This is a genomic window from Pseudomonas sp. zfem004 (assembly GCF_032621715.1).
Taxonomy (GTDB): domain Bacteria; phylum Pseudomonadota; class Gammaproteobacteria; order Pseudomonadales; family Pseudomonadaceae; genus Aquipseudomonas; species Aquipseudomonas sichuanensis.
This window is the reverse complement of record NZ_JAVYJF010000002.1, coordinates 187,258-213,871: the sequence shown is the minus strand read 5'-3', so window position 1 is coordinate 213,871 and position 26,614 is coordinate 187,258. Positions and strand designations below refer to the sequence as shown.

26 protein-coding genes are annotated in these 26,614 nt (G+C 65.5%); 20 read left to right on the top strand and 6 right to left on the bottom strand.

Annotation, left to right across the window (positions count from 1 at the left end):
* From RTH46_RS03190 to RTH46_RS03110, 17 genes are all read left to right on the top strand, one after another.
* Entirely contained in the window at positions 1-1,089 is a 1,089-nt protein-coding gene (locus RTH46_RS03190) for an efflux RND transporter periplasmic adaptor subunit (protein WP_153785614.1), read from the top strand.
* Complete coding sequence (locus tag RTH46_RS03185) at positions 1,086-2,153, top strand: efflux RND transporter periplasmic adaptor subunit (RefSeq protein WP_316905033.1); 1,068 nt, start codon at positions 1,086-1,088, stop codon at positions 2,151-2,153. The genes RTH46_RS03190 and RTH46_RS03185 overlap by 4 nt, the downstream gene beginning before the upstream one ends.
* The gene (locus RTH46_RS03180; RefSeq protein ID WP_316905032.1) at positions 2,150-5,206 is read left to right on the top strand and encodes an efflux RND transporter permease subunit; all 3,057 of its coding nucleotides are present in this window, start codon (positions 2,150-2,152) and stop codon (positions 5,204-5,206) included. The genes RTH46_RS03185 and RTH46_RS03180 overlap by 4 nt, the downstream gene beginning before the upstream one ends.
* 270 nt (positions 5,207-5,476) lie before the next feature.
* Entirely contained in the window at positions 5,477-5,659 is a 183-nt protein-coding gene (gene oscA / locus RTH46_RS03175) for a sulfur starvation response protein OscA (protein WP_016712582.1), read from the top strand.
* A 48-nt stretch (positions 5,660-5,707) separates the two neighbouring features.
* On the top strand, positions 5,708-6,715 hold the full coding sequence (locus RTH46_RS03170; RefSeq protein WP_316905031.1) for a sulfate ABC transporter substrate-binding protein: 1,008 nt from the start codon (positions 5,708-5,710) through the stop codon (positions 6,713-6,715).
* A gap of 190 nt (positions 6,716-6,905) precedes the next feature.
* Positions 6,906-7,724 carry a sulfate ABC transporter permease subunit CysT gene (gene cysT / locus RTH46_RS03165; RefSeq protein WP_110992174.1) on the top strand — a complete coding sequence of 273 codons (819 nt, stop codon included), beginning with the start codon at positions 6,906-6,908 and terminating at the stop codon, positions 7,722-7,724.
* 13 nt (positions 7,725-7,737) lie between these two features.
* Positions 7,738-8,610, top strand: a complete 873-nt coding sequence (gene cysW, locus RTH46_RS03160) for a sulfate ABC transporter permease subunit CysW (protein WP_153785618.1) — start codon at positions 7,738-7,740, stop codon at positions 8,608-8,610.
* A 3-nt stretch (positions 8,611-8,613) separates the two neighbouring features.
* Positions 8,614-9,603, top strand: a complete 990-nt coding sequence (locus RTH46_RS03155; protein WP_110992176.1) for a sulfate/molybdate ABC transporter ATP-binding protein — start codon at positions 8,614-8,616, stop codon at positions 9,601-9,603.
* Positions 9,604-9,971: 368 nt separating this feature from the next.
* Positions 9,972-10,769, top strand: a complete 798-nt coding sequence (locus RTH46_RS03150) for an energy transducer TonB (RefSeq protein WP_316905030.1) — start codon at positions 9,972-9,974, stop codon at positions 10,767-10,769.
* A 30-nt stretch (positions 10,770-10,799) separates the two neighbouring features.
* A complete protein-coding gene (locus tag RTH46_RS03145) occupies positions 10,800-11,522 on the top strand; it encodes a MotA/TolQ/ExbB proton channel family protein (RefSeq protein ID WP_153785620.1) in 723 nt (240 codons plus the stop codon).
* A 1-nt stretch (position 11,523) separates the two neighbouring features.
* Positions 11,524-11,925: an ExbD/TolR family protein gene (locus RTH46_RS03140; RefSeq protein WP_110992180.1), complete on the top strand. Its 402-nt coding sequence runs from the start codon at positions 11,524-11,526 to the stop codon at positions 11,923-11,925.
* 294 nt (positions 11,926-12,219) lie between these two features.
* Positions 12,220-12,813, top strand: a complete 594-nt coding sequence (ssuE, locus tag RTH46_RS03135; RefSeq protein WP_153785621.1) for an NADPH-dependent FMN reductase — start codon at positions 12,220-12,222, stop codon at positions 12,811-12,813.
* Positions 12,814-12,908: 95 nt separating this feature from the next.
* On the top strand, positions 12,909-13,874 hold the full coding sequence (locus RTH46_RS03130) for a sulfonate ABC transporter substrate-binding protein (RefSeq protein ID WP_279846166.1): 966 nt from the start codon (positions 12,909-12,911) through the stop codon (positions 13,872-13,874).
* 60 nt (positions 13,875-13,934) lie between these two features.
* Positions 13,935-15,083: an FMNH2-dependent alkanesulfonate monooxygenase gene (ssuD, locus tag RTH46_RS03125; RefSeq protein ID WP_153785623.1), complete on the top strand. Its 1,149-nt coding sequence runs from the start codon at positions 13,935-13,937 to the stop codon at positions 15,081-15,083.
* A 10-nt stretch (positions 15,084-15,093) separates the two neighbouring features.
* Positions 15,094-15,891 (top strand): aliphatic sulfonate ABC transporter permease SsuC, encoded by a 798-nt coding sequence (gene ssuC, locus RTH46_RS03120; protein WP_153785624.1) that lies wholly within the window; start codon positions 15,094-15,096, stop codon positions 15,889-15,891.
* Positions 15,888-16,700 (top strand): aliphatic sulfonates ABC transporter ATP-binding protein, encoded by an 813-nt coding sequence (ssuB, locus tag RTH46_RS03115; protein WP_316905029.1) that lies wholly within the window; start codon positions 15,888-15,890, stop codon positions 16,698-16,700. Before ssuC ends, ssuB begins: the two co-directional genes overlap by 4 nt.
* Positions 16,701-16,730: 30 nt before the next feature.
* Positions 16,731-16,946 carry a molybdopterin-binding protein gene (locus RTH46_RS03110; protein ID WP_008095172.1) on the top strand — a complete coding sequence of 72 codons (216 nt, stop codon included), beginning with the start codon at positions 16,731-16,733 and terminating at the stop codon, positions 16,944-16,946.
* A gap of 132 nt (positions 16,947-17,078) precedes the next feature.
* Here the strand turns inward: RTH46_RS03110 and RTH46_RS03105 are convergent, their stop codons facing one another.
* From RTH46_RS03105 to RTH46_RS03090, 4 genes are all read right to left on the bottom strand, one after another.
* Positions 17,079-17,711 (bottom strand): TetR/AcrR family transcriptional regulator, encoded by a 633-nt coding sequence (locus RTH46_RS03105; protein WP_153785626.1) that lies wholly within the window; start codon positions 17,709-17,711, stop codon positions 17,079-17,081.
* Entirely contained in the window at positions 17,711-19,288 is a 1,578-nt protein-coding gene (gene gshA, locus RTH46_RS03100; RefSeq protein ID WP_178125768.1) for a glutamate--cysteine ligase, read from the bottom strand. The genes RTH46_RS03105 and gshA overlap by 1 nt, the downstream gene beginning before the upstream one ends.
* A 216-nt stretch (positions 19,289-19,504) precedes the next feature.
* Positions 19,505-19,888: a PaaI family thioesterase gene (locus tag RTH46_RS03095; protein WP_110992188.1), complete on the bottom strand. Its 384-nt coding sequence runs from the start codon at positions 19,886-19,888 to the stop codon at positions 19,505-19,507.
* A complete protein-coding gene (locus tag RTH46_RS03090; protein ID WP_316905028.1) occupies positions 19,888-22,215 on the bottom strand; it encodes a Tex family protein in 2,328 nt (775 codons plus the stop codon). The genes RTH46_RS03095 and RTH46_RS03090 overlap by 1 nt, the downstream gene beginning before the upstream one ends.
* A gap of 229 nt (positions 22,216-22,444) precedes the next feature.
* Here RTH46_RS03090 and ompR point away from each other — a divergent pair, with 229 nt between their 5' ends.
* Both ompR and RTH46_RS03080 read left to right on the top strand, forming a co-directional pair.
* On the top strand, positions 22,445-23,185 hold the full coding sequence (gene ompR, locus RTH46_RS03085; protein WP_110992190.1) for a two-component system response regulator OmpR: 741 nt from the start codon (positions 22,445-22,447) through the stop codon (positions 23,183-23,185).
* A gap of 106 nt (positions 23,186-23,291) precedes the next feature.
* The gene (locus RTH46_RS03080; RefSeq protein WP_153785629.1) at positions 23,292-24,605 is read left to right on the top strand and encodes an ATP-binding protein; all 1,314 of its coding nucleotides are present in this window, start codon (positions 23,292-23,294) and stop codon (positions 24,603-24,605) included.
* A gap of 78 nt (positions 24,606-24,683) precedes the next feature.
* On the opposite strand, the gene rimK is transcribed toward RTH46_RS03080, so the two are convergent.
* Together rimK and RTH46_RS03070 are read right to left on the bottom strand one after the other, a co-directional pair.
* A complete protein-coding gene (rimK, locus tag RTH46_RS03075) occupies positions 24,684-25,589 on the bottom strand; it encodes a 30S ribosomal protein S6--L-glutamate ligase (protein ID WP_110992192.1) in 906 nt (301 codons plus the stop codon).
* Complete coding sequence (locus tag RTH46_RS03070) at positions 25,586-26,068, bottom strand: ATP-dependent zinc protease (RefSeq protein ID WP_316905027.1); 483 nt, start codon at positions 26,066-26,068, stop codon at positions 25,586-25,588. The genes rimK and RTH46_RS03070 overlap by 4 nt, the downstream gene beginning before the upstream one ends.
* Before the next feature lie 109 nt (positions 26,069-26,177).
* Here RTH46_RS03070 and RTH46_RS03065 point away from each other — a divergent pair, with 109 nt between their 5' ends.
* Entirely contained in the window at positions 26,178-26,579 is a 402-nt protein-coding gene (locus RTH46_RS03065; RefSeq protein WP_153785630.1) for an RNA-binding S4 domain-containing protein, read from the top strand.
* The last annotated feature ends 35 nt before the right edge of the window (positions 26,580-26,614 follow it).

Below are 26,614 nucleotides of genomic sequence, written 5' to 3'. Positions count from 1 at the left end.
ATGTCGGTATCGCATCCGATCATGGTCGGTGGCCTGGGGCTGTTGTTGATGCTTTCGGGCTGTGACAAGGAAGAAGCCGCCCCGGTATTGCCCAGAGTTGCGGTGCAACAAGTCCAACCTACCGATTTCGCTGCCCGGGTCACCCTCACCGGCGATGTGCAGGCGCGGGTGCAGACCGACCTGTCGTTCCGCGTGGGCGGCAAGATCATTTCCCGCAGCGTCGATGTGGGCGACCACGTCAAGGCCAACCAGGTGCTCGCCCGCCTGGACCCGAAAGACCTGCAGAACACCGTCGACTCGGCCAAGGCCGAGGTGTTCGCCGAACAGGCGCGGGTGACCCAGAGCAGCGCTGCGTTCATCCGTCAGCAAAAGCTGCTGCCCAAGGGCTACACCAGCCAGAGCGAATACGATTCCGCCGAGGCCGCCCTGCGCAGCAGCCAGAGCGCGCTAAAGGCGGCCCAGGCGCAGCTGGCCAATGCCAACGAACAGCTTGGTTACACGGCGCTGGTGTCCGAGGCCGATGGCGTGATTACCGCCCGTCAAGCCGAAGTGGGGCAGGTGGTGCAGGCGACCATGCCGATCTTCAGCCTGGCGGTGGACGGCGACCGCGACGCGGTGTTCAACGTCTACGAATCCCTGCTGGTCAAGCCGCCCAGCGACGAAGGCGTGGTGGTCAGCCTGCTGGACAACCCTGCGGTGAAGGCCGAAGGCCGGGTTCGCGAGATCACCCCGACAGTGTCCGCCGAAAGTGGCACGGTGCAGGTCAAGGTGGCCCTGCGCAACGTGCCGGCCGGCATGCAGCTCGGTTCGCCGGTGACCGCCACCGGCAACGCCCAGGGTCGGCCGAGCATCGAGTTGCCCTGGGCCGCGCTGACCAAGGCGCTGCACGAGCCCGCGGTGTGGGTGGTGGGCGAGGGCGACAAGGTCGAACTGCGCAAGGTCCAGGTGTCGCGCTACCTCACCGGCAAGGTGGTGATCGCCGACGGTATCAAGGGCGGAGAGACCGTCGTGGTGGGCGGCGGGCAGTTGCTGCACCCCGGCATGCAGGTCGTCAAAGTCACTGCCAAGGACGGAGGGGCCGCGCCATGAAACGCCCGTTGTCGATCCTCTGCGCCAGCCTGTTGCTCGCTGCCTGCGGCGGTGAAGAAATGCAGCCGGAGATGATACGCCCCGTGCTGTCGACGCTGGTCGAGCCGCAAGTGCAATCGCAACTTGGGCGGTTCGCCGGCACCATCCAGGCGCGTTTCGAAAGCACCCTCGGTTTTCGCGTGTCCGGTCGTATCGCCCGGCGCTGGCTGGATGTCGGTGCCCGGGTGAAGCCCGGCGATACCCTGGCGACCCTCGACCCTACCGATCAACAGAACCAGCTGCGCGCCGCCGAAGGTGACCTGGCCAAGGTCCAGGCGCAGTGGATCAACGCCCAGGCCGACGCGCGCCGCCAGCAGCAGCTGTACGACCGTGGCGTGGGCGCCCAGGCCCAGCTGGACATCGCCCAGACCGACCTGAAGACCACCAGCGCGGCGCTGGAACAGGCACGCTCGGCGGTCAGCCAGGCCCGCGACCAGTTGGACTACAGCACCCTGCGCACCGACCATGCCGCCGTGGTCACCGCTTGGCAGGCAGAAGCCGGGCAGACCGTCAGCGCAGGCCAGGCCGTGGTCACCCTGGCACGCCCCGACGTCAAGGAAGCGGTGATCGACCTGCCGATCCCCCTGGCCGAGCAGTTGACCAAGAGCCTGACCTTCACCGTGGCCTCGCAGCTGGACCCGAGCATCAACACCACCGCCACCCTGCGCGAGCTCGAGCCCCAGGCCGACGCCACTACCCGCACCCGGCGTGCCCGGCTGACCCTGGCCAGTACCCCGGATGCGTTTCATCTGGGCACCGCGATCAGCGTCACCCTGAGTTCGGCGGTGAGCCCGCGCAGCGAGCTGCCCCTGACCGCGCTGCTCGAACGCGATGGCAAGACCCAGGTGTGGGTCGTCGACCCGCAACAGAAAACCGTGGCCGCCCGTGACGTCGCGCTGCTCGAACGCACCGCCGACCGCATCGTCCTGACGTCCGGCGTACAGCCCGGGGAGCGGGTGGTGACGGCCGGTGTGAACAGCCTCAAGCCTGGCCAGAAAGTGACCTTCGACGAGGACCCGCAATGAAAGGAAGCTTCAACCTCTCGGAGTGGGCCCTCAAGCACCAGTCCTTCGTCTGGTACCTGATGTTCGTCGGCGTGCTGATGGGCATTTTCTCGTACTTCAACCTGGGCCGTGAGGAAGACCCGTCCTTCACCATCAAGACCATGGTGATCCAGAGCCGCTGGCCGGGCGCGACCCAGGACGAAACCCTCTACCAGATCACCGACCGCATCGAGAAGAAGCTCGAAGAGCTCGATTCGCTCGACTACGTGAAGAGCTACACCCGCCCTGGCGAGTCCACGGTGTATGTCTACCTGCGCGACACCACCAAGGCCAAGGACATTCCCGAGATCTGGTACCAGGTGCGCAAGAAGATCCAGGACATTCGCGGGCAGTTCCCCCAGGGCATCCAGGGCCCGGCCTTCAACGACGAGTTCGGCGACGTGTTCGGCTCGATCTACGCCTTCACCGCCGACGGCCTGACCCTGCGCCAGCTGCGCGATTATGTGGAAGTGGCTCGCGCCGAAGTCCGTGAGGTGCCCAACATCGGCAAGATCGAGCTGATCGGCACCCAGGACGAGGTGCTCTACCTGAACTTCTCGACCCGCAAGCTGGCGGCCCTGGGCATCGACCAGCGCCAGGCCATGCAGGCCCTGCAACAACAGAACGCGGTGACCCCGGCCGGGGTGATCGAGGCGGGGCCGGAGCGCATCTCGGTGCGCACCACCGGGCAGTTCGCCTCGGAGAAAGACCTGGAAACGGTGAACTTGCGCATCAACGACCGATTCTTCCGGCTGGCGGACATCGCCGACATCGAGCGCGGCTACGTCGACCCGCCATCGCCGATGTTCCGCTTCAACGGCCAGACCGCCATTGGCCTGGCGATCGGCATGAAGGCCGGCAGCAACATCGAGGTGTTCGGCGCGGCGCTCAAGGAGAAGATGGACAAGGTGGTGCGCGACCTGCCGGTGGGCGTGGGCGTACACAACGTGTCCGACCAGGCCGTGGTGGTCAAGCAGGCGGTCGGCGGCTTCACCAGCGCGCTGTTCGAGGCCGTGGTGATCGTGCTCGCCGTGAGCTTCGTCAGCCTCGGCATACGTGCGGGCCTGGTGGTGGCCTGCTCGATCCCGCTGGTGCTGGCCATGGTCTTCGTGTTCATGGAGTACAGCGACATCACCATGCAGCGGATCTCGCTCGGCGCGCTGATCATCGCCCTGGGCCTGCTGGTGGACGATGCGATGATCACCGTCGAGGTGATGGTCACGCGGCTGGAGATGGGCGAGACCAAGGAGCAGGCGGCCACCTTCGCCTACACCTCGACGGCCTTCCCGATGCTGACCGGCACCCTGGTGACGGTGGCCGGCTTCGTGCCGATCGGCCTCAACGCCAGCTCTGCGGGCGAATACACCTATACCCTGTTCGCGGTGATCGCCGTGGCCCTGATCGTGTCCTGGGTGGTGGCGGTGTTCTTCGCCCCGGTGCTCGGCGTGCACATCCTCAACAGCAAGGTGAAGGCCCACGAGGCCAAGCCCGGGCGTGTCGACCGGGCGTTCGAGGGCGGGCTGCTGTGGTGCATGCGCAATCGCTGGCTGACCATCATCGGCACCATCGTGCTGTTCGCCTTGTCGCTGTTCTGCATGCGCTTCGTGCAGAACCAGTTCTTCCCGTCCTCGGACCGCCCGGAAATCCTCGTCGACCTCAACCTGCCGCAGAATGCCTCGATCGAGGAAACGCGCAAGGTGGTCGACCGCCTGGAAGCCAGGATCAAGGACGACCCGGACCTGGTGCGCTGGAGCACCTACATCGGCCAGGGCGCGATTCGTTTCTACCTGCCCCTCGACCAGCAGTTGCAGAACCCCTACTACGCCCAGCTGGTGATCGTCAGCAAGGGCTTCGAAGAGCGCCAGGGCATGATGGATCGCCTGCAGAAGCTGCTGCATGAGGAGTTCGTCGGCGTGGGCACCAACGTGCAGTCGCTGGAGATGGGCCCGCCGGTGGGGCGGCCGATCCAGTACCGGGTCAGCGGCAAGGACATCGACCAGGTGCGCCGGCATGCCATCGAGCTGGCCACCTTCCTCGACAGCAACGAGCACATCGGCGAGATGATCTACGACTGGAACGAGCCCGGGAAGGTGCTGCGCATCGAGATCGCCCAGGACAAGGCCCGTCAGCTGGGGCTGTCTTCCGAGGACGTGGCCAACGTGATGAACAGCATCGTCAGCGGCGTGCAGGTCACCCAGGTCAACGACAACATCTACCTGGTCAACGTGGTCGCGCGCGCCGAGGACAGCGAGCGTGGTTCGCCCGATACCTTGCAGAACCTGCAGATCGTCACGCCCAGCGGCGCGTCGATCCCCCTGCTGGCGTTCGCCACCGTGCGCTATGAGCTGGAGCAGCCGCTGGTGTGGCGGCGCGACCGCAAACCGACCATCACCATCAAGGCCTCGGTGGTCGGCGACATCCAGCCCACTGACCTGGTGGCCGAGCTCAAGCCGGGCATCGACGCCTTTGCCAGCAAACTGCCGGTCGGCTACGAGGTGGCCACCGGGGGTACGGTCGAGGAGAGCGCCAAGGCCCAGGGCCCGATCCGCAAGGTCATCCCGTTGATGTTGTTCCTCATGGCGACCTTCCTGATGATCCAGCTGCACAGCGTGCAGAAGCTGTTCCTGGTGGTCAGCGTGGCGCCCCTGGGGCTGATCGGCGTGGTCGTGGCGCTGGTGCCCACGGGTACGCCCATGGGCTTCGTTGCGATTCTCGGGATCCTGGCCCTGGCCGGCATCATCATCCGCAACTCGGTGATCCTGGTGACCCAGATCGACGAATTCGAGGAACAGGGCCTGTCGCCCTGGGAGGCGGTGCTGGAGGCCACCAACCATCGCCGGCGGCCGATCCTGCTGACGGCGGCGGCCGCCAGCCTGGGCATGATCCCGATTGCCCGCGAAGTGTTCTGGGGGCCGATGGCCTACGCCATGATCGGCGGCATCATCAGTGCAACGCTGCTGACGCTGCTGTTCCTGCCGGCGCTGTATGTGGCCTGGTACAAGATCCGCGAGCCGGAGAACAAAACCCAACACTGAACCCCTGTAGGAGCGGCCTTGTGTCGCGAACGGGCTGCGCAGCAGCCCCAGGATATCTGCATCATGCAAGATTGCTGGGGCTGCTTTGCAGCCCTATCGCGACACAAGGCCGCTCCTACAGGTCCTGCGTCAGTGGATTGAAATTCGGTTATATAAACATTCTTAAACAGTATTTTTAAGAATAACCCCGCCTCACTACTATGGCTCTCACGCCAGGCGCATATCCCCTTCAAACCTCTGCCCGGCACCCTTACTTCAAGGAGAACGAGCATGAGTGCATCACTGCGCAGCATCGACGGTCAGGACGAAGCCACCATCTTGCGAGAAATCCAGAGCGCCCTGCGCGACCTGCGCTTCGGCGCCGTGGAGATCACCGTGCACAACGCCCAGGTGGTGCAGATCGAACGCAAGGAGAAGTTCCGCCTGCAGCAGCCCGGCAACAAGGCCGGCTGATCACGCAACACCCCCTAATTAGAAAAAATGCCAATCGGGAGCTTCACCATGTCCATCCGCCGTTATGCGCTTGCCGCCCTGGCCAGCGCCGTTTTTGCCGGTTCCGCGATCGCCAAGGACTTCGAACTGTTGAACGTGTCCTATGACCCGACTCGCGAGCTGTACCAGCAGTACAACGCCGAGTTCATCAAGCACTGGCAAGCCGCTCACCCGGGCGACAAGGTGAAGATCCAGCAATCCCACGGCGGTTCGGGCAAGCAGGCCCGCGCGGTGATCGATGGCCTGCGTGCCGACGTGGTCACCCTGGCCCTGGCCGGCGACATCGATGAAGTCGCCAAGCTCGGCAAGACCCTGCCCGAGGACTGGCAGAAGCGCCTGCCGGAGGCCAGTACCCCGTACACCTCGACCATCGTGTTCCTGGTGCGCAAGGGCAACCCGAAAGGCATCAAGGACTGGGGCGACCTGATCAAGAAGGACGTCTCGGTGATCACCCCCAACCCGAAAACCTCCGGCGGCGCCCGCTGGAACTTCCTCGCCGCCTGGGCCTACGGCCTGAAAGCAGGCGGTAGCGAAGACAAGGCCAAGGCCTATGTGCAGGAGCTGTTCAAGCACGTACCGGTGCTGGATACCGGCGCCCGCGGCTCGACCATCACCTTCGTCAACAATGGCCAGGGCGACGTGCTGCTGGCCTGGGAGAACGAGGCCTTCCTGGCGCTGAAAGAAGACGGTGGCGCCGACAAGTTCGAGATCGTCGTGCCGTCGCTGTCGATCCTCGCCGAGCCGCCGGTGGCCGTGGTCGACAAGAACGCCGAGAAGAAGGGCAACGAGCAGATCGCCGAGGAATACCTCAAGCACCTGTACAGCCCGGCGGGCCAGAAGATCGCCGCCGAGAACTTCTACCGTCCGCGTGATGAGAAGGTCGCCGCCGAGTTTGCCAAGCAGTTCCCGAAACTGGACCTGGTGACCATCGACAAGGACTTCGGTGGCTGGAAGACTGCGCAGCCGAAGTTCTTCAATGACGGCGGTGTGTTCGACCAGATTTATCAGGCACAGTGATCGGCAATGGAAAGAGCGGGGGCCGCTTTGCAGCCCTATCTCGACACAAGGCCGCTCCTACAGGGGATACGCGTTCTACTTGTAGGAGCGGCCTTGTGTCGCGACGGGCTGCAAAGCAGCCCCAGGATTTCAGAAGCTAGCACCAGCCCGGGATCGTTTCCGGGCTTCGTGCGTTCAACCAGGGACCTTTATGTCACGTCGTATATCCCCCGTCATACCCGGCTTCGGGCTGACGCTGGGCTACACCTTGGTGTACCTCAGCCTGATCGTGCTGATACCGTTGGCGGCCATGTTCATCCATGCCTCGCAGCTGACCTGGGAGCAGTTCTGGAACATCGTCAGCGCGCCACGGGTCATCGCCGCGCTGAAGCTGAGTTTCGGCACCGCCCTGTTCGCCGCCATCATCAATGGCGTGATCGGCACCCTGCTGGCCTGGGTGCTGGTGCGCTACACCTTCCCCGGGCGCAAGATCATCGACGCGATGATCGACCTGCCGTTCGCCCTGCCCACGGCCGTGGCCGGTATCGCCTTGACCGCGCTGTACGCGCCGGCAGGCTGGGTCGGCCAGTTCGCCACCGACCTGGGCTTCAAGATCGCCTACACCCCACTGGGCATCACCCTGGCGCTGACCTTCGTCACCCTGCCGTTCGTGGTGCGCACGGTGCAGCCGGTGCTGGCCGACATCCCGCGTGAAGTGGAAGAGGCCGCCGCCTGCCTGGGCGCGAAACCCCTGCAGGTGTTTCGCCACATCCTGGCGCCGGCGCTGCTGCCGGCCTGGCTGACCGGCTTCGCCCTGGCCTTCGCCCGCGGCGTGGGCGAGTACGGTTCGGTAATCTTCATCGCCGGCAACATGCCGATGAAGACCGAGATCCTGCCGCTGCTGATCATGGTCAAGCTCGACCAGTACGACTACACCGGCGCCACCGCCATCGGCGTGTTGATGCTGGTGGTTTCCTTCATCCTGCTGCTGCTGATCAACTTGCTGCAGCGGCGCATCGAAACCCCTTGAAGGAGGCCCGCTAATGTCTTCATCGACCCTTGGCGCAAGCGCCGCCGCCAACGCCGCCCGGCGTGGCAGCGCCACTTCGCGCCGCGTGCTGATCACCCTGGCCTGGATCGTCTTTGCGCTGTTCCTGGCCCTGCCGCTGGTGATCGTGGTGTCCCAGGCCCTGAAAAACGGCTTCGGTACCTTCTTCGAAGCGATCTTCGAGGCCGATGCGCTGTCGGCGCTCAAGCTCACCCTGCTGGCGGTGGCCATCTCGGTGCCGCTGAACCTGCTGTTCGGGGTCAGTGCCGCCTGGTGCGTGAGCAAGTACAGCTTCCGTGGCAAAAGTATCCTGGTGACCCTGATCGACCTGCCGTTCTCGGTGTCGCCGGTGATCGCCGGCCTGGTCTACGTGTTGATGTTCGGCGCCCAGGGCCTGTTCGGTCCGTGGCTGCAGGACCACGACATACAGATCGTGTTCGCCCTGCCGGGCATTGTCCTGGCGACCATCTTCGTCACCGTGCCGTTCGTGGCCCGTGAACTGATCCCGCTGATGCAGGAGCAGGGCACCCAGGAAGAGGAGGCCGCGCGCCTGCTCGGCGCCAACGGCTGGCAGATGTTCTGGCACGTCACCCTGCCGAACATCAAATGGGGCCTGATCTACGGCGTGGTGCTGTGCACCGCGCGGGCGATGGGCGAGTTCGGCGCGGTGTCGGTGGTGTCCGGGCATATCCGTGGCGTCACCAACACCTTGCCGCTGCACGTGGAGATCCTCTACAACGAGTACAACCATGTCGCGGCCTTCAGCGTGGCCAGCCTGCTGCTGATCCTGGCGCTCTTCATCCTGCTGCTCAAGCAGTGGAGCGAGAACCGTATTAACCGCCTGCGCCACAGCGCCGCGGAGGAATGATTCATGTCGATCGAAGTTCGTAATGTCAGCAAGCGCTTCAACAGCTTCCAGGCCCTGAACGCCATCAACCTGGATATCCACAGCGGCGAGCTGGTGGCCCTGCTCGGCCCGTCCGGCTGCGGCAAGACCACCCTGCTGCGCATCATCGCCGGCTTGGAAACGCCGGATGACGGCAGCATCGTGTTCCACGGCGAGGATGTCTCGGGCCACGACGTGCGTGACCGTAACGTCGGCTTCGTGTTCCAGCACTACGCGCTGTTCCGCCACATGAGCGTGTTCGACAACGTCGCCTTTGGCCTGCGCATGAAACCCAAGGGCGAGCGCCCGAGCGAGAGCAAGATCGCCGAGAAGGTCCATGAGCTCTTGAACATGGTCCAGCTCGACTGGCTGTCCGACCGTTATCCCGAGCAGCTCTCCGGTGGCCAGCGCCAGCGTATCGCCCTGGCCCGCGCCCTGGCGGTGGAGCCCAAGGTGCTGCTGCTCGACGAGCCGTTCGGGGCGCTGGATGCCAAGGTGCGCAAGGAGCTGCGCCGCTGGCTGGCGCGCCTGCACGAGGACATCAACCTGACCTCGGTGTTCGTCACCCACGACCAGGAAGAGGCCATGGAAGTGGCCGACCGCATCGTGGTGATGAACAAGGGCGTGATCGAGCAGATCGGCTCGCCGGGCGAGGTGTACGAGAAGCCGGCCAACGATTTCGTCTACCACTTCCTCGGCGATTCCAACCGCCTGGCGCTCAGCGAAGGGCACCATGTGCTGTTCCGCCCGCACGAAGTGTCGCTGTCGCGTCATGAAACCGAAGGCCACCATGCCGCCGAGGTGCGTGACATTCGCCCGCTGGGCGCGACGACCCGGGTGACCTTGAAGGTGGAAGGGCAGAGCGAGCTGATCGAGGCCGAGGTGGTCAAGGACCACGACAGCCTGACCGGGCTGGCGCGCGGCGAGACGCTGTTCTTCCGGCCGAAGGTGTGGCAGAAGGTGGCTGATATCTGAGCCGCGCTTGATGATGAAAAACCCGGGCCTGGCCCCGGGTTTTTTATTGCCTGGACGGACGCAATCGCGGGGCAAGCCCGCTCCCACGCCATGTCTCTGCACCATGTTTCTGCACACGCGTGGGAGCGGGCTTGCCCCGCGATTGCGATAGGTGCCCACATGCCATTCAGGCATTTTTTGCATGCCTCTCAGGCATCTCAAACAATCGGCCCTGCTAGAGGCCGCTGGCGCTGTGGCTTGCGGCGAACCTGACAGAATTAATAGATAAAAAAGCTATAACTTTAACTTCAAACATTACTTTATAGCCTAAGCCCCTGCCGTCGATGATTCAGCCACACACCTGAATCGAGACCCCAGGAGTTCCAGCAATGGGTAATGTCCAGACGGCCGTCAGGGCCTTTGAGCAGCCATGGCACCCGGCGCCGGGCCACCTGGTCGAGCTCGGACGCACGCTGCGCCTGCCGCTTGGCCAGTTGCGCCTGCAGCGCACGCCGGTGAGCGGCCTCAAGCGCCGCGACAAGCTGGCGTTGGGCCTGCTGGTGCTGGCCCTGCATGGCGCCGCCGCCTACTGGATCAGCCAGGCGCCGACCCCGGCGCTGCCGGTGGTGCCGCCGCAGATCCCGCCCATGACCATCGAGTTCGCCGCGCCCGCACCGCCAGTCGTCGAGCCGCCGCCACCGGCCCCGGCACCGCCCGTGGTCGAACCGCCACCATCGGTGGTCGACGAGCTGGCCGCCAAGCCCAAGCCCAAGCCGAAACCCGTGCCCAAGCCTGTTGCCAAGCCGCAACCCAAGCCGCAGCCGAAACCGGTTGAAGCGCCGCCGCCAACGCCGGTGGCTGCCCCGGCACCGCCTGCGCCGGCCGCACCACCCGCGCCGGCCCCGGTGACCCCGGCTTCGGCCAACGCCGCGTACCTGAAGAACCCGGCCCCCGAGTACCCGCAGATGGCCCTGCGCCGCGGTTGGGAAGGCACCGTGCTGCTGCGCGTCGAGGTGCTGCCCAGCGGCAAGCCCGGGCAGATCCAGCTGCAGCAGAGCAGTGGCCGTGACGCCCTGGACGCCGCCGCGCTGGCCGCGGTCAAGCGCTGGAGCTTCGTCCCCGCCAAGCAGGGCGACGTGGCCCTGGCCGGCTGGGTCAGCGTACCCATCGATTTCAAGCTTCGTTAATTCGCCACCGCACAAAGGAAGGACACAACCATGAGCCTGTTGGCATCCCCCCTCGAATCCGTTGAAAGCGCCGTCATCTGGCTGTTGGTCGGTTTCTCCGTGGCCACTTGGGCCCTGGCCCTGGTCAAGGTCGTGCAGTTCGTGCGGCTCAAGCGCCAGGACAAACGCTTCCACCAGCAGTTCTGGGCCGCATCCAGCCTCGACTCCGCCGCCGAAATCAGCGACCAGCAACCCGGCCCCGCCGCCCGTGTCGCCCAGGCCGGTTACGCCGCCATCGCCGTCGGCGAACCCGGCCAGGCCAGTGACCTGAGCCAGGCCATCAATCATCAGGACCGCCTGGAACGCGCCCTGCGCCAGCAGATCGTGCGCGAGCGCCGCTCGCTGGAAACCGGCCTGGCGGTAGTCGCCAGTATCGGTAGCACCTCGCCCTTCATCGGCCTGTTCGGCACCGTGTGGGGCATCATGGAGGCGCTCAAGGGCATCAGCGCGGCCGGCTCGGCGAGCCTGGAAACCGTGGCCGGCCCGATCGGCGCGGCGCTGGTCGCCACCGGCGTGGGTATCGCCGTCGCGGTGCCGGCGGTGCTGGTCTACAACTACTTCCTGCGCCGCCTCAAGCTGACCGCTGCCGACCTCGACGACTTCGCCCACGACTTCTACAGCCTGGCGCAGAAGAGTGCCTTCCGCGTGCTGCTGCACCCGGCGCTGCAGCGCCAGCAGGCCGGCTTCAACCAACCTGTGAAGGAGGCCTCCTGACATGGCCTTCTCGACCCAGGACAGCGATGAAGTGTTGAGTGAAATCAACGTCACGCCACTGGTGGACGTCATGTTGGTGCTGCTGGTGGTGTTCATCGTCACCGCGCCGCTCTTGACCAACGCCATCCCCATCAACCTGCCCAAGACCGAGGCCGTGGCCCCGGTGGAGCAGAAGGACCCGCTGGTGGTGAGCATCGATGGCAGCGGCAAGCTGTTCATCAACAAGGACGAGATCCAGCCCGACCTGCTGGAAACCAACCTCAAGGCCGCCAAAGGCAAGGACGCCGAGCTGCGCGTGCAGCTGCAGGCCGACGATGGCGTGAACTACGGCGAAGTAGCCCGGGCCATGGCGGCCATCGAACGGGCCGGCATTACCAAGCTGGCGGTGATCACCGCGCGCTGACCGGCCATACCCTCTTCAGGCAAGTGCTTATGGGCCATTTTCCTTGGCAGGGGATGGCCCTTTTTTTTATTCGTGGGAGCGGGCTTGCCCCGCGATTGCAAGCGCCACGATGGATGGCACCGGCTGTGCCGGTGATCGCGGGGCAAGCCCGCTCCCACGCCGCATAGTCAAATAACGAATAAACAAATGAAAAAATATGATTTATGGATATATGTGACCAACTGTTAAGGTCACTTCCATCCAGCGGGGCCATCCCCTCGCGGCCCTGCAATCGAATCGAAGGAAGCGCTTTCAATGCTGGTTGTTTCTGTCGGTGGTAGCCCCAGTCTTCGTTCACGCTCCGGCGTGCTGCTAGAGCGCAGCCGCGACTGGCTGCAGGAGCGCGGCGTCGAAGTGGTGACCTTCCAGGTGCGTGAGTTCAACGCCGAAGACCTACTGCACGCGCGCTTCGACAGCCCGCAGGTGCGCCACTTCATCGAGCTGGTGGCCCAGGCCGACGGCCTGGTGGTGGCCACCCCGGTGTACAAGGCCTCGTTTGCCGGCGCGCTGAAGACCCTGCTCGACCTGCTGCCCGAGCGCGCCCTGGAACACAAGGTGGTGCTGCCGGTGGCCACCGGCGGCAGCATCGCCCACATGCTTGCCGTGGACTACGCGCTCAAGCCGGTGCTGTCTGCCTTGAAGGCGCAGGAGACCCTGCAAGGGATCTTCGCCGACGACAGCCAGATCGCCTACGGCGAAGGCAAGCGCCCTGCGCAGCTGGCCCCGGCCCTGGAGCAGCGCCTGCAGGATTCGCTGGAAACTTTCCATGGCGCCCTGGCGCGGCGGCCTCGGCCAGTCGCACCGGGTGTGCTCAACGAACGCCTGCTCAGTGCCCGCTGGAGCATCTGAGCCACTGATCCATCGCTTCACTGCTGTCCCACCTTACTCGCCCGTCAACGAGGCAAGCAGGTGCTACCCGAACCCAACTCGCACAGGAGAGCGCCATGCGCACAGTCTTCTTGCGTCGTGGTCTGGTCGCCCTGTTTGCGGCGGCTGTGTCCTTCGGCGCCATTACCCAAGCCCAGGCCGAGAGCCTGCGTATCGGTTACCAGAAATACGGCACCCTGGTGCTGCTCAAGGCCAAGGGCTCGCTGGAGAAGCGCCTGAAGGAACAGGGCATCGACGTGCAATGGACCGAGTTCCCCGGCGGCCCGCAGCTGCTCGAAGGGCTCAACGTCGGCTCCATCGACTTCGGTGTCACCGGCGAAACCCCACCCGTGTTCGCCCAGGCCGCAGGCGCCGATCTGCTCTACGTCGCCTATGAGCCGCCAGCCCCGCACAGCGAGGCGATTCTCGTGCCCAAGGGCTCGACGATCCAGTCGGTGAAAGAGCTCAAGGGCAAGAAAGTCGCGTTGAACAAAGGCTCGAACGTTCATTACCTGCTGGTGCGCGCCCTCGAAGACGCCGGCCTCAAATACACCGATATCCAGCCGGTCTACCTGCCGCCGGCCGACGCCCGCGCCGCCTTCGAGCGTGGCAGCGTCGATGCCTGGGTGATCTGGGACCCGTACCAGGCCGCCGCCGAGCAACAGCTGCAGGCCCGCACCCTGCGTGACGGCAAGGGCCTGGTAGACAACCACCAGTTCTACCTGGCCACCCGCAGCTACGCCACCCAGCACCCGGCGGTGATCAGCACCCTGGTCGAGGAAGTGCGCAGCGTGGGCCAGTGGTCCCAGGCCAACCCCCAGGAAGTGACCGACCAGGTCGCGCCGCTGCTCGGCCTGCCCGCCGACATCACCCTGACCTCGGTGAAGCGCCAGGGCTACGGTGCCGCGCCGCTGACCCCGGAGGTGATCGCCGCGCAGCAGAAGATCGCCGACACCTTCCAGGCCCTGAAGCTGATTCCCAAGCCCTTGAGCATCAAGGACGTGATCTGGACACCCCCCGCCAAGGTCGCCAGCGCGCCTTGACCGATTCGCCAGCGCCGGGGCCAGGCCCCGGCTCGAGCCACCCTTGAGGAGACAACTCCAATGAGCCTGAACATTTTCTGGTTCCTGCCCACCCACGGTGACGGCAAGTACCTGGGCACCAGCGAAGGCGCCCGCGCCGTCGACCATGGCTACCTGGCGCAGATCGCCCAGGCCGCCGACCGCCTCGGCTTTGGCGGCGTGCTGATCCCCACCGGGCGGTCCTGCGAGGACTCCTGGCTGGTCGCCGCGTCGCTGATCCCGGTAACCGAACGCCTGAAGTTCCTGGTCGCGCTGCGCCCGGGGATCATTTCGCCGACCGTGGCCGCGCGCCAGGCCGCCACCCTCGATCGCCTGTCCAACGGCCGTGCGCTGTTCAACCTGGTGACCGGTGGCGACCCCGACGAACTGGCCGGTGACGGCCTGCACCTGAACCACCAGGAGCGCTACGAGGCATCGGTGGAGTTCACCCGCATCTGGCGCAAGGTGCTGGAAGGCGAAAACGTCGATTACGACGGCAAACACATCCAGGTAAAGGGCGCCAAGCTGCTCTACCCGCCGATCCAGCAGCCGCGCCCGCCGCTGTACTTCGGTGGCTCGTCCGAGGCCGCCCAGGACCTGGCCGCCGAACAGGTCGAGCTGTACCTGACCTGGGGCGAGCCGCCGGCCGCCGTTGCCGAGAAGATCGCCCGGGTGCGCGAGAAAGCCGCCGCCCAGGGCCGTGAAGTGCGTTTCGGCATCCGCCTGCACGTGATCGTGCGGGAAACAAACGAAGAAGCCTGGGCTGCCGCCGACAAGCTGATCTCGCACCTGGACGACGACACCATCGCCCGTGCCCAGGCTTCGCTGGCGCGTTTCGACTCGGTCGGCCAGCAACGCATGGCCGCGCTGCACAACGGCAACCGCGACAACCTGGAAGTCGCTCCCAACTTGTGGGCCGGCGTCGGCCTGGTGCGCGGCGGTGCCGGCACCGCGCTGGTGGGCGATGGCCCGACCGTGGCGGCGCGGGTCAAGGAGTACGCAGACCTCGGTATCGATACCTTCATCTTCTCGGGCTATCCACACCTGGAAGAGTCGTACCGCGTCGCCGAGCTGCTGTTCCCGCACCTCGATGTGCAGCGCCCGGAGCAACCGAAAACCGGTGGCTACGTGAGCCCGTTCGGCGAAATGGTCGCCAACGACATCCTGCCCAAAGCCGTGTCGCAGAGCTGAGGGCCGGACCATGCGTGCTGATACCTCAACCTCCTGGGCCAAGCGCCTGGCGCCCTGGGCCCTGCCGGTGCTGCTGCTGGCGGTGTGGCAACTGGCGGTGGTCAGTGGCTGGCTGTCGACCCGCATCCTCCCCGCGCCCAGCGCGGTGGTGAGTGCCGGCGTCGAGCTGGTGCGCAGCGGCGATATCTGGACCCACCTGGCCATCAGTGGCTGGCGTGCCGGGCTGGGCTTCGCCATCGGCGGCAGCCTCGGCCTGTTGCTGGGCTTCATCACCGGCCTGTCGAAGTGGGGCGAGCGCCTGCTCGACAGCTCGGTGCAGATGATCCGCAACGTGCCGCACCTGGCGCTGATCCCGCTGGTGATCCTGTGGTTCGGTATCGACGAGTCGGCAAAGATTTTCCTGGTGGCGCTGGGGACCTTGTTCCCGATCTACCTGAACACCTACCACGGCATTCGCAACGTCGACCCGGCGCTGGTGGAAATGGCGCGCAGCTACGGGCTGTCGGGCTTCGGCCTGTTCCGTCAGGTGATCCTGCCGGGGGCGCTGCCGTCGATCCTGGTCGGTGTGCGCTTCGCCCTGGGCTTCATGTGGCTGACCCTGATCGTCGCCGAGACCATTTCGGCCAACGCCGGCATCGGTTACCTGGCGATGAACGCCCGTGAGTTCCTGCAGACCGACGTGGTGGTGCTGGCGATCGTGCTGTACGCCGTGCTCGGCAAGCTCGCCGACCTGGCCGCCCGTGGCCTGGAGCGTGTGTGGTTGCGCTGGCACCCGGCCTATCAAGTGGCCAAGAAGGAGGGCGCATGACCGTGCTCAAGGAACAGCCGCCACGCCTGTTGCGTGGCATCCCGCTGGCCTCTGACCGCCTGCGCAAAACCTTTGGCCAGCGCGAAGTGTTGAAGGGCATCGACCTGCACATCCCGGCCGGCCAGTTCGTCGCCATCGTCGGTCGCAGTGGCTGCGGCAAGAGCACCTTGCTGCGCCTGCTGGCCGGGCTCGACAACCCCAGCGCCGGCGAATTGCTGGCCGGTGCCGCGCCGCTGGCCGAGGCCCGCGAGGACACCCGGCTGATGTTCCAGGACGCCCGCCTGCTGCCGTGGAAGAAGGTGATCGACAACGTCGGCCTGGGCCTGTCCGGCGACTGGCGCCAACGGGCGCTGGATGCCCTGGAGGCGGTCGGCCTGGCTGACCGTGCCAATGAGTGGCCGGCGGCTTTGTCCGGCGGCCAGAAGCAACGGGTGGCCCTGGCCCGGGCGTTGATCCATCAGCCGCGCCTGCTGTTGCTGGACGAGCCGCTGGGTGCGCTGGATGCCCTGACCCGTATCGAGATGCAGCAACTGATCGAACGCCTGTGGCGTCAGCACGGCTTCACCGTGCTGCTGGTCACCCACGATGTCAGCGAAGCGGTTGCCGTGGCTGACCGGGTGATCCTGATCGAGGACGGCGCCGTCGGCCTCGACCTGCTGGTCGACCTGCCGCGCCCTCGGGCGCGTGGTTCGCACCGCCTGGCGAGCCTGGAAAGTGAAGTGCTGGACCGTGTTCTGTCCGCCCCGGGCACCCCGCCCGAGCCGGAACCTGTAGCCCCTTTGCCCACGCAACTGCGTTGGGCGCATTGAACCCCCGAAGCCAAACAAAGGAACTCAGCCATGACCATCAAAGCCATCAACGTTCGCAACCAGTTCAAAGGCACCGTGAAGGAAATCCTCGAAGGCCCGGTACTGTCGGAAATCGACGTGCAGACTGCTTCGGGTATCGTGACTTCGGTCATCACCACCCGTTCGGTGAAGGAGTTGGAACTGCAGGTAGGCAGTGAAGTGATCGCCTTCGTCAAATCGACCGAGGTGTCCATCGCCAAGCTGTGATGCTGCTGCTCGATATCGGGGCTGCTTCGCAGCCCTTCGCGGGTAAACCCGCTCCCACAGGGTCCGCGCAAGTTCTTGACCCTGCGCAGTACCTGTGGGAGCGGGTTTACCCGCGAAGGGGCCCCGATAAATTCAGCTCGAGCGCTTGGCCAGAAACGGCGGCAGGTACAGCCCCAGGTACGCCTCGAACACCCGCATCCCTTCCTCCGCCATGCGCGGGGTGATCTGCTCGTGCAGCTGCATTGAACGGGCATACACCCGATCGCTCAGCTCCATCGCCAAGGCGAACACATGCACATCCTGCGGCATCGCCGGCAACTGGAAATGCCGGTCGAACAGCTGGTGCATCAACTCGCCCAGTTCCAGATCGTGCTGGCGGTCAGCCTGGACCACTTCGCTCAGGCCATGCTGGGCCAGGATCAGTTGCCGCGCTGCGGCATCCTCGTTGTAGATGTCGAGCATGCGCTGCTCGATCAACCGTGACAGGCCATGCCAGGTGCTGAACGCCGTGCTGTCGATCGGTGCGCTCAAGGCTTCGCGAAAGGCCCGGTGCACATCGGCGGTCAGCGCTTCGAGCAGGGCCGGAACGCTGGCGAAGAAGTGGTACACCGACGACGGCGGGATCTGCGCCCGTTCGGCGACGCTGTAGATCGACAACCCCGCCACCCCTTGCCCAGCCAGCAGCTCGCGCGCCGCCGCCAGGATCGCTTCGATCCTGGCCTGGCTGCTGGCGCGCGGCTTGCGCGGGGTGGCGGGGCGGTTCATCAGTTGCTGATGGCCAGGATGCTGGCCTGGTAGGCGCCGACGAACAGGTCGAAGTCACCGACTTCTTCCTGTTCCAGCTCGGACTGCTTGGCGAGCGACTCGCGGGCGAGGGTTTCGAAGGCCTGTTGCTGTTCGCTGCCCAGCGGCTGCTGGCGGAACGTCTCGGCGTGCACGCGGCTCTGGCGCAGGGAGAACTCGATGAAGCTTTCATCGTGCTCGGTCATGCGCGCCAGGACCTGGGCCGACGGGGTCAGTTCAGGGTCATCGACCTTGGCCTGCTGGGCTTGCAGGGCCTTGGCGTGCTCGTTGCCGCCTTGGGCGCGGTCGAGCAGCTCGGCCATCTGGCCGATACGGGTGATGAGCTCGCTGGCCCAGTCCTTCAGCGCGATCGGCTGGCCGTTACGCTGCAGCGCAAGGCCCGGGCGGCGGCCTTCCTTGACCACGGTCAGGAAGTTGCTGGTGCACTGGCCGCATTCGCCGTTGTCCAGCGGCGGGCTGTCGTCTAGCGCACAGAGCAGCAGGAAGGCGTCGAGGAAGCGCGCTTCGGTGAGGTCGATGCCCACCGGCAGGAACGGGTTGATGTCCAGGCAGCGCACTTCGACGTACTGCACGCCACGGGAGATCAGGGCCTGGATCGGCCGCTCGCCGGTGTAGGTGACGCGCTTGGGGCGGATGTTCGAGTAGTACTCGTTCTCGATCTGCAGGATGTTGGTGTTGAGCTGCACCCACTCGCCATCCTTGTGCGTGCCGACCTCGACGTAGGGCGGGTAGGGCGTGCCCACCGCCTTGCGCAGGCTGTCGGTGTAGCTGGCGAGGTTGTTGTAGCAGGGCGTCAGGCCCGCCTGGGCGTTGCTCTGGTAACCCAGGTCGCTCATGCGCAGGCTGGTGGCGTAGGGCAGGTAGAGGGTGTCGGCGTCGAGCTCTTCGAGCTGGTGCGGGCGGCCGCGCAGGAAGCCTTTGTCCAGGGTCGGCGAGGCACCGAACAGGTACATCAGCAGCCAGCTGTAGCGGCGGAAGTTGCGGATCAGCGCGATGTAGGCCGAGGACTGGTAGTCGCGATCGTCCTCTGCGCTGCCTTCTTCGGCGCGCAGCAAAGGCCACAGCGCTTCAGGCAGCGAGAAGTTGTAATGGATGCCGGCGATGCACTGCATGGTGCGGCCGTAGCGCAGGGCCAGGCCCTTGCGGTACACGTGCTTGAGCTTGCCGATGTTCGAGGTGCCGTACTCGGCGATCGGGATGTCCTCCTCGGCCGGCAGCGCGCAGGGCATCGACGGGCTCCACAGCAGCTCGTCGCCCAGCTTGCTGTAGACGAAGCGGTGGGTCTGTTCGAGGCTTTCGAGCACCTTGGCCGGGTCGGCCAGGGCTGGGGTGATGAACTCCAGCAGCGACTCGGAATAGTCGGTGGTGATCTGCTCGTTGGTCAGCGCCGAACCCAGGGCTTCCGGGTGCGGGGTCTGGGCCAGGCGACCGTCGTGGGTCACGCGCAGGCATTCGCGCTCAATGCCGTGCAGGCACTGCTTGAGCAGGTCGAGGTTGTCGCCGAGCAGGCTCAGGCGGCGGTTGAGGAGGTCGCTCAAGATGGATTCCTTCACGCGTCAGTCGCCCCAATATGGGGGTAGAGATGACGGTCTACAAGGGTAGTTGGGAAAGGAACTGGCGTTGTCGCCTGGTTGCGCGGTTCCGGCACAGCCTGATCGCGGGGCAAGCCCGCTCCCACAGGGTTGTGGGAGCGGGCTTGCCCCGCGATGGCTTACAGCATTACGCCGAAAATACCGCAGATGATGCTACGTCAGCTAGAGAACCGCGAAGGTTCCCTGCGCCTTGGCCACCAACTTGTCGCCCTGGAGCACGTCGGCGTCGACCACCAGCGTGCGCCGCCCGGCATGCAGCACGCGGGCGGTGCACAGCACCTCACCCTCGCTGACGGCGCGCATGTAGTTGATCTTGCACTCGATGGTCACGCTCTGCTGGTCGAAACCATGGCTGGCCGAGCAGGCCAGGCCCATGGCGATATCGACCAGGCTGAAGATCGCCCCGCCGTGCAGCTTCTGGCCGCGGTTGCGCAACTGCGGCTCGAGCGCCAGGGCTACCTCGGCAACACCGGTGTCCAGGCGTTGCAGGCGGCAGCCGAGCAGTTGGCTGAAGGCGCTTTCGACGTACTCCTTGGGGACGTCCATCACTTCTTCTTCAACTGCTTGGCGTTGGCGAACAGCGAGGCCATGGCGTTGTTGGCCGGTGCTGCGGCGGTGGTTTCACGCGGGCGCGGTGCCTGCTGCTGGCGGTTGCCGCCATTGCCGCCACGGTTACCGCCACGGTTGCCCTCGACCTTCTCGCCGGGGGTGTCGCTCATGCGCATGGACAGGCCGACGCGCTTGCGCGGGATGTCCACTTCCATGACCTTGACCTTGACCACGTCGCCGGCCTTGACCGCTTCACGCGGGTCCTTGATGAACTTCTCGGACAGCGCCGAGATGTGCACCAGGCCGTCCTGGTGCACGCCGATGTCGACGAAGGCACCGAAGTTGGTGACGTTGGTCACCACGCCTTCGAGGATCATGCCCGGCTCCAGGTCCTTGAGGTCCTCGACGCCGTCCTGGAAGGTGGCGGTCTTGAACTCGGGGCGTGGGTCGCGGCCGGGTTTGTCCAGCTCTTGCAGGATGTCGGTGACGGTCGGCAGGCCGAAGGTTTCGTCGGTGAACTTTTTCGGGTCCAGGCGCTTGAGGAAGCCGCTGTCGCCGATCAGCGAGCGGATGTCGCGCTCGGTGCCGGCGGCGATGCGCTGCACCAGCGGGTAGGCCTCGGGGTGCACGGCGGAGGCGTCCAGCGGGTTGTCGCCGTTCATCACGCGCAGGAAGCCGGCGGCCTGTTCGAAGGTCTTTTCACCGAGGCGGCTGACCTTTTTCAGCGCGGCGCGGGTGGCGAACGGGCCGTTGGCGTCGCGGTGGGCAACGATGTTCTGCGCAAGCGTCGCGTTGAGGCCGGAGATGCGGGTCAGCAAGGCCACCGAAGCGGTGTTGACGTCCACGCCCACGGCGTTCACGCAGTCCTCGACCACGGCGTCCAGGCCACGGGCCAGTTTCACCTGCGACACGTCGTGCTGGTACTGGCCGACGCCGATGGATTTCGGGTCGATCTTCACCAGCTCCGCCAGCGGGTCCTGCAGGCGGCGGGCGATCGACACGGCGCCACGGATCGATACGTCCAGGTCGGGGAATTCACGGGCGGCCAGTTCCGAGGCCGAGTACACCGAGGCGCCGGCCTCGGACACCATGATCTTGGTGATCTTCAGGGCTGGATACTTTTTCACCAGCTCCGCGACCAGCTTGTCGCTTTCGCGGCTGGCGGTGCCGTTGCCGATGGCGACCAGCTCCACCGAGTGCTTGGCGCACAGGGCGGCCATGATCGAGATCGTGCGGTCCCAGTCGTTCTTCGGCGCATGCGGGTACACCGTGGTGTGGTCCAGCAGCTTGCCGGTGGCGTCGACCACGGCGATCTTGCAGCCGGTGCGCAGGCCCGGGTCGAAGCCCAGGGTGGCGCGCGGGCCGGCCGGGGCGGCCAGCAGCAGGTCGTGCAGGTTGTGGGCGAACACGTTGATCGCCTCGCCTTCGGCGTTGTCGCGCAGCTCGCCGAACAGGTCGGTTTCCAGGTGGGTGTACAGCTTGACCTTCCAGGTCCAGCGCACCACTTCGCCCAGCCACTTGTCGGCCGGGCGGTTGCGGTTTTCGATACCGACGTGGCTGCCGATCATCACTTCGCATGGGTGCAGGGTGCCGGGCAACTCTTCGCCGACTTTCAGCGAGGCGCTCAGCACGCCTTCGTTGCGCCCGCGGAAGATCGCCAGGGCGCGGTGCGACGGGGCAGTGCGCAGCAGTTCATCATGGGCGAAGTAGTCGCGGAACTTGGCGCCTTCTTCTTCCTTGCCGGCCACCAGACGGGCGCTGAGCACGGCTTCCTGCTTGAGGAAGTTGCGCAGTTTTTCCAGCAGGGCGGCGTCTTCGGCGAAGCGCTCCATGAGGATGTACTTGGCGCCTTCGAGGGCTGCCTTGACGTCGGCCACGCCTTTTTCGGCGTCGACGAAGCGCGCCGCTTCGCTTTCCGGGTTGAGCTGCGGGTCGTTGAACAGGCCGTCGGCCAGCTCGCCCAGGCCGGCTTCCAGGGCGATCTGGCCCTTGGTGCGGCGTTTCTGCTTGTAGGGGAGGTAGAGGTCTTCGAGGCGGGTCTTGGTGTCGGCGAGCTTGATTTCGCGGGCCAGTTCCGGGGTCAGCTTGCCCTGTTCCTCGATGCTGGCGAGGATGCTGGCGCGCCGGTCGTCGAGTTCGCGCAGGTAGCGCAGGCGCTCTTCCAGGTGGCGCAGCTGGGTGTCGTCCAGGCTGCCGGTCACTTCCTTGCGGTAACGGGCGATGAAGGGCACGGTCGAGCCTTCGTCCAACAGGCCCACGGCCGCTTCGACCTGTTGTGGGCGCACGCCCAGTTCCTCGGCGATACGGCTGTTGATGCTGTCCATGAGAACCACCTGACAAATAGTGAATGCAAGGCCGCGGGTGGCTGTTCAAGCCCGGCGGCGCTGGGTGAAAGGCGCGCATTATACCCATCGTGCCGGGCTTGCGGTGATGGCGCCGGGCCATGGGGCTTTGGCATGGAAGTGGCAGCATGGGAAAAATCTGCTAACAATGCACACGGCACGCGCTGCAATGGCTACGCCATAATGCGCGGCGATCTCAGAGGAGCAATTCATGACCAGCACCGCAAACGCCGCAGATGGCGACAAGATTCTCATCGTCGACGACGACCCAGGCCTGAGCAGCCTGCTGGACCGTTTTTTCACCAGCAAGGGCTTCCGTGTGCGCACCGTGCCCAACGTCGAACAGATGGACCGCCTGCTGGCCCGTGAGGTGTTCAACCTGGTGGTGCTCGACCTGATGCTGCCGGGCGAGGACGGCCTGTCCGCATGCAAGCGCCTGCGCGCATCGAACAACCAGATCCCGATCATCATGCTCACCGCCAAGGGCGACGAGCTCAGCCGTATCAAAGGGCTGGAACTGGGCGCCGACGACTACCTGGCCAAGCCGTTCAACCCCGACGAGCTGGTGGCCCGGGTCAAGGCCGTGCTGCGTCGCCAGTCGCCGACGGTGCCGGGCGCGCCGGGCAGCGAGGAAGAGACCGTCACCTTCGGTGACTACGAACTGTCGCTGGCCACCCGCGAACTCAAGCGCGGCGACGAAACGCACATGCTTACCACCGGCGAGTTCGCCGTGCTCAAGGCCCTGGTGATGCACGCCCGCGAGCCGCTGACCCGCGACAAACTGATGAACCTGGCCCGTGGCCGCGAATGGGATGCGCTGGAGCGCTCCATCGACGTGCAGATCTCGCGCCTGCGCCGAATGATCGAACCCGACCCGTCCAAGCCGCGTTATATCCAGACCGTGTGGGGCGTGGGCTACGTCTTCGTGCCGGACGGAAACGCCGGCAAATGAGCCAGCCGGCTCGTTGCGACGGTGCAGGGCGGCTCGCAGGAGCCGCCCTGTTTTCGTCTGTGGCGTGCGGCTTTTTTACGTTGCCCTTGCTGATTAGTAGTGATCGATGAAAACCCCTCTCTGGTTCCCGCAAAGTTTCTTCGCCCGCACCCTGTGGCTGGTGCTGATCGTCGTGCTGTTCTCCAAGGCGCTGACCTTGGTTTACCTGCTGATGAACGAGGACGTGCTGGTCGACCGCCAGTACAGCCATGGCGTGGCCCTGACCTTGCGCGCCTACTGGGCGGCGGATGAAGAGAACCGTGACAAGATCGCCGAGGCTGCCGGGCTGATCCGGGTTACCGGTTCCGGCGTGCCGGAAGGCGAGCAGCACTGGCCGTACAGCGAGATCTACCAGCGCCAGATGCAGGCCGAACTGGGTGATGACACCGAGGTGCGCCTGCGTATCCACGCACCACCGGCGCTGTGGGTGAATGCGCCGAGCCTGGGCCCGGGCTGGCTCAAGGTGCCGCTGTACCCTCACCCGTTGCGCGGGCAGAAGATCTGGAACGTGCTGGGCTGGTTCCTGGCCATCGGCCTGTTGTCCACCGCCTCGGCGTGGATCTTCGTGCGTCAGCTCAACCAGCCGCTCAAGCGCCTGGTGTTCGCTGCCCGCCAGCTGGGCCAGGGGCGCAGCGTGCGCCTGCCGGTCAGCGACACCCCCAGCGAGATGACCGAGGTGTACAGGGCGTTCAACCAGATGGCCGAGGACGTCGAACAGGCCGGGCGTGAGCGCGAGTTGATGCTGGCCGGTGTGTCCCATGACTTGCGCACGCCCTTGACCCGGTTGCGCCTGTCGTTGTCGCTGATGGACAACGACAGCGACCTCAGCGACGACATGGTCCGCGACATCGAAGACATGGATGCGATCCTCGACCAGTTCCTGGCGTTCATCCGTGACGGGCGCGACGAGCCGGTGGAGGAGGTCGACCTCAATGAGCTGATCCGTGAAGTGGTGGCGCCGTACAACCAGCCCAAGGAGCGCGTGCGACTGTGCCTGGAGCCGATCCCCCCGTTCGCGCTGCGCCGTGTGTCGCTCAAGCGCATGCTCGGCAACCTGATCGGCAACGCCCTGCACCACGCCGGCAAGGGCGTGGAGGTGGCGGCCTATGTGTCGGGCGACCAGAGCGCGCCGTACGTGGTGCTCAGTGTGCTGGACCGTGGCACGGGCATCGACGAGTCGGAGCTGGAGACCATCTTCAACCCGTTCATCCGTGGCGACCGGGCACGCGGTGGCAAGGGCACCGGGCTGGGGTTGGCGATCGTCAAGCGGATTGCCGCGCAGCATGGTGGCAATGTCGAGCTGCGCAACCGCTCGGGTGGCGGCATTGAGGCGCGTGTGCGGTTGCCGTTGGGGTTGTTGTTGCCGCGTAACGCTGTGTGAATGCATCGCGGGGCAAGCCCGCTCCCACGCCCTCGTCCAGTTGGATGGCGTGGGAGCGGGCTTGCCCCGCGATCGATTTCAGCCTTTGCCCTTGGTCCGGGTCTGATTCGGCCCGCCATTCTTCTCCAGGTGCTCGATGATCATCCCGGCCACATCCTTGCCGGTGGTCACCTCGATCCCTTCCAGCCCCGGTGACGAATTCACCTCCATCACCAGCGGCCCGTGGTTGGAGCGCAGGATATCCACACCCGCCACGCTCAACCCCATCACCTTGGCCGCGCGGATCGCCGTCATGCGTTCCTCGGGGGTGATCTTGATCAGGCTGGCCACGCCACCGCGGTGCAGGTTGGAGCGGAATTCGCCGGGCTTGGCCTGGCGCTTCATCGAGGCGATCACCTTGTCGCCGACCACGAAGCAGCGGATGTCGGCGCCGCCGGCCTCCTTGATGTATTCCTGGACCATGATGTTCTGCTTCAGGCCCATGAACGCCTCGATCACCGACTCGGCGGCCTTGGTGGTTTCGCACAGCACCACGCCGATGCCCTGGGTGCCTTCGAGCACCTTGATCACCAGAGGTGCGCCGTTGACCATCTGGATCAGGTCGGGAATGTCGTCCGGCGAGTGGGCAAAGCCTGTGATCGGCAGGCCGATGCCACGGCGTGACAGCAGCTGCAGCGAGCGCAGCTTGTCCCGCGAACGGGCGATGGCCACCGATTCGTTGAGCGGGTAGACACCCATCATCTCGAACTGGCGCAGCACCGCGCAGCCGTAGAAGGTGACCGAGGCACCGATGCGCGGAATCACCGCATCGAAGCCTTCCAGCGGCTTGCCGCGGTAGTGGATCTGCGGCTTGTGGCTGGCAATGTTCATGTAGGCCCGGAGCGTGTCGACCACCACCACTTCATGGCCCCGCTGGGTACCGGCCTCGACCAGGCGGCGGGTGGAATACAGACGCGGATTGCGCGACAGCACAGCGATCTTCATGCAGCACCTGTGACAGGGGAAAGGGTGGCCGGGAAGGCCGGTTTGTCCTGGACGTACTTGAGGCCGGGGTTGACGACCAACTGGCCGTGGATGAGCGCCTTGGAGCCCAGCAGCAGCCGATAACGCATGTTCTTGCGGCAGGCCAGGGTGAACTCCACTTCCCAGACCCGGTCGCCCAGTGCCAGGGTGGTGCGGATCACGTAGCGGGCCTGGGCCTGGCCGTTGGAGCTCTTGATGCTTTTCATGGTCACCAGCGGCGCCTCGCAGCGGCGGTGGCGCAGTTGCACCACCGAGCCCAGGTGCGCGGTGAAACGCACCCAGGGCTGGCCGTCGCGCTCGAAGGTTTCGACATCGGTGGCGTGCAGGCTCGAGGTGCTGGCGCCGGTGTCGATTTTGGCGCGCAGGCCGGCCAGGCCGAGGTCGGGCAGGGCGACCCACTCGCGCAGGCCGATCACAGTCAGGTGGTCAAATGTCTTCACGGAGCGTGCCCTGCGGATAAGGTGGTGAACTGTAATGACGGCACGGACTTTTTGCATCCGTCAGTCACGGTAGTACAGTTCCGTGAAAGACAGAATTCGAGGAAAAACCATGGCACAAAAGCCTGAAGACGATGACAAGGTCCGCCTGGACAAATGGCTGTGGGCGGCGCGCTTCTACAAGACCCGCGCGTTGGCCAAGGCGGCCATCGAGAGCGGCAAGGTGCACTGCCGGGGCGAGCGTTGCAAGCCGGGCAAGGAGCCACGGGTGGGCGACGAATTCCTGCTACGCACCGGCTTCGACGAGCGCACCGTGGTGGTCAAGGCCTTGTCGGCGGTACGCCGTGGCGCGCCGGAAGCGCAGACGCTGTATGAAGAAACCGCCGAGAGCGTGAAGCGCCGCGAGCAGGCGGCCGAGCTGCGCAAGGCCGGGGCGATGGGCGTGACCACCGACGGGCGGCCGAACAAGAAGCAGCGCCGGCAGATTCACCAGCTGCATGGCAGTTTCGAATAATGCATTCGCGGGGCAAGTCGTGGGAGCGGGCTTGC

Coding starts and splice junctions, on each gene's coding strand:
- RTH46_RS03190 (WP_153785614.1), top strand. CDS start 1: ATGTCGGTATCGCATCCGATCATGGTCGGTGGCCTGGGGCTGTTGTTG.
- RTH46_RS03185 (WP_316905033.1), top strand. CDS start 1,086: ATGAAACGCCCGTTGTCGATCCTCTGCGCCAGCCTGTTGCTCGCTGCC.
- RTH46_RS03180 (WP_316905032.1), top strand. CDS start 2,150: ATGAAAGGAAGCTTCAACCTCTCGGAGTGGGCCCTCAAGCACCAGTCC.
- oscA (WP_016712582.1), top strand. CDS start 5,477: ATGAGTGCATCACTGCGCAGCATCGACGGTCAGGACGAAGCCACCATC.
- RTH46_RS03170 (WP_316905031.1), top strand. CDS start 5,708: ATGTCCATCCGCCGTTATGCGCTTGCCGCCCTGGCCAGCGCCGTTTTT.
- cysT (WP_110992174.1), top strand. CDS start 6,906: ATGTCACGTCGTATATCCCCCGTCATACCCGGCTTCGGGCTGACGCTG.
- cysW (WP_153785618.1), top strand. CDS start 7,738: ATGTCTTCATCGACCCTTGGCGCAAGCGCCGCCGCCAACGCCGCCCGG.
- RTH46_RS03155 (WP_110992176.1), top strand. CDS start 8,614: ATGTCGATCGAAGTTCGTAATGTCAGCAAGCGCTTCAACAGCTTCCAG.
- RTH46_RS03150 (WP_316905030.1), top strand. CDS start 9,972: ATGGGTAATGTCCAGACGGCCGTCAGGGCCTTTGAGCAGCCATGGCAC.
- RTH46_RS03145 (WP_153785620.1), top strand. CDS start 10,800: ATGAGCCTGTTGGCATCCCCCCTCGAATCCGTTGAAAGCGCCGTCATC.
- RTH46_RS03140 (WP_110992180.1), top strand. CDS start 11,524: ATGGCCTTCTCGACCCAGGACAGCGATGAAGTGTTGAGTGAAATCAAC.
- ssuE (WP_153785621.1), top strand. CDS start 12,220: ATGCTGGTTGTTTCTGTCGGTGGTAGCCCCAGTCTTCGTTCACGCTCC.
- RTH46_RS03130 (WP_279846166.1), top strand. CDS start 12,909: ATGCGCACAGTCTTCTTGCGTCGTGGTCTGGTCGCCCTGTTTGCGGCG.
- ssuD (WP_153785623.1), top strand. CDS start 13,935: ATGAGCCTGAACATTTTCTGGTTCCTGCCCACCCACGGTGACGGCAAG.
- ssuC (WP_153785624.1), top strand. CDS start 15,094: ATGCGTGCTGATACCTCAACCTCCTGGGCCAAGCGCCTGGCGCCCTGG.
- ssuB (WP_316905029.1), top strand. CDS start 15,888: ATGACCGTGCTCAAGGAACAGCCGCCACGCCTGTTGCGTGGCATCCCG.
- RTH46_RS03110 (WP_008095172.1), top strand. CDS start 16,731: ATGACCATCAAAGCCATCAACGTTCGCAACCAGTTCAAAGGCACCGTG.
- RTH46_RS03105 (WP_153785626.1), bottom strand. CDS start 17,711: ATGAACCGCCCCGCCACCCCGCGCAAGCCGCGCGCCAGCAGCCAGGCC.
- RTH46_RS03095 (WP_110992188.1), bottom strand. CDS start 19,888: ATGGACGTCCCCAAGGAGTACGTCGAAAGCGCCTTCAGCCAACTGCTC.
- RTH46_RS03090 (WP_316905028.1), bottom strand. CDS start 22,215: ATGGACAGCATCAACAGCCGTATCGCCGAGGAACTGGGCGTGCGCCCA.
- ompR (WP_110992190.1), top strand. CDS start 22,445: ATGACCAGCACCGCAAACGCCGCAGATGGCGACAAGATTCTCATCGTC.
- RTH46_RS03080 (WP_153785629.1), top strand. CDS start 23,292: ATGAAAACCCCTCTCTGGTTCCCGCAAAGTTTCTTCGCCCGCACCCTG.
- rimK (WP_110992192.1), bottom strand. CDS start 25,589: ATGAAGATCGCTGTGCTGTCGCGCAATCCGCGTCTGTATTCCACCCGC.
- RTH46_RS03065 (WP_153785630.1), top strand. CDS start 26,178: ATGGCACAAAAGCCTGAAGACGATGACAAGGTCCGCCTGGACAAATGG.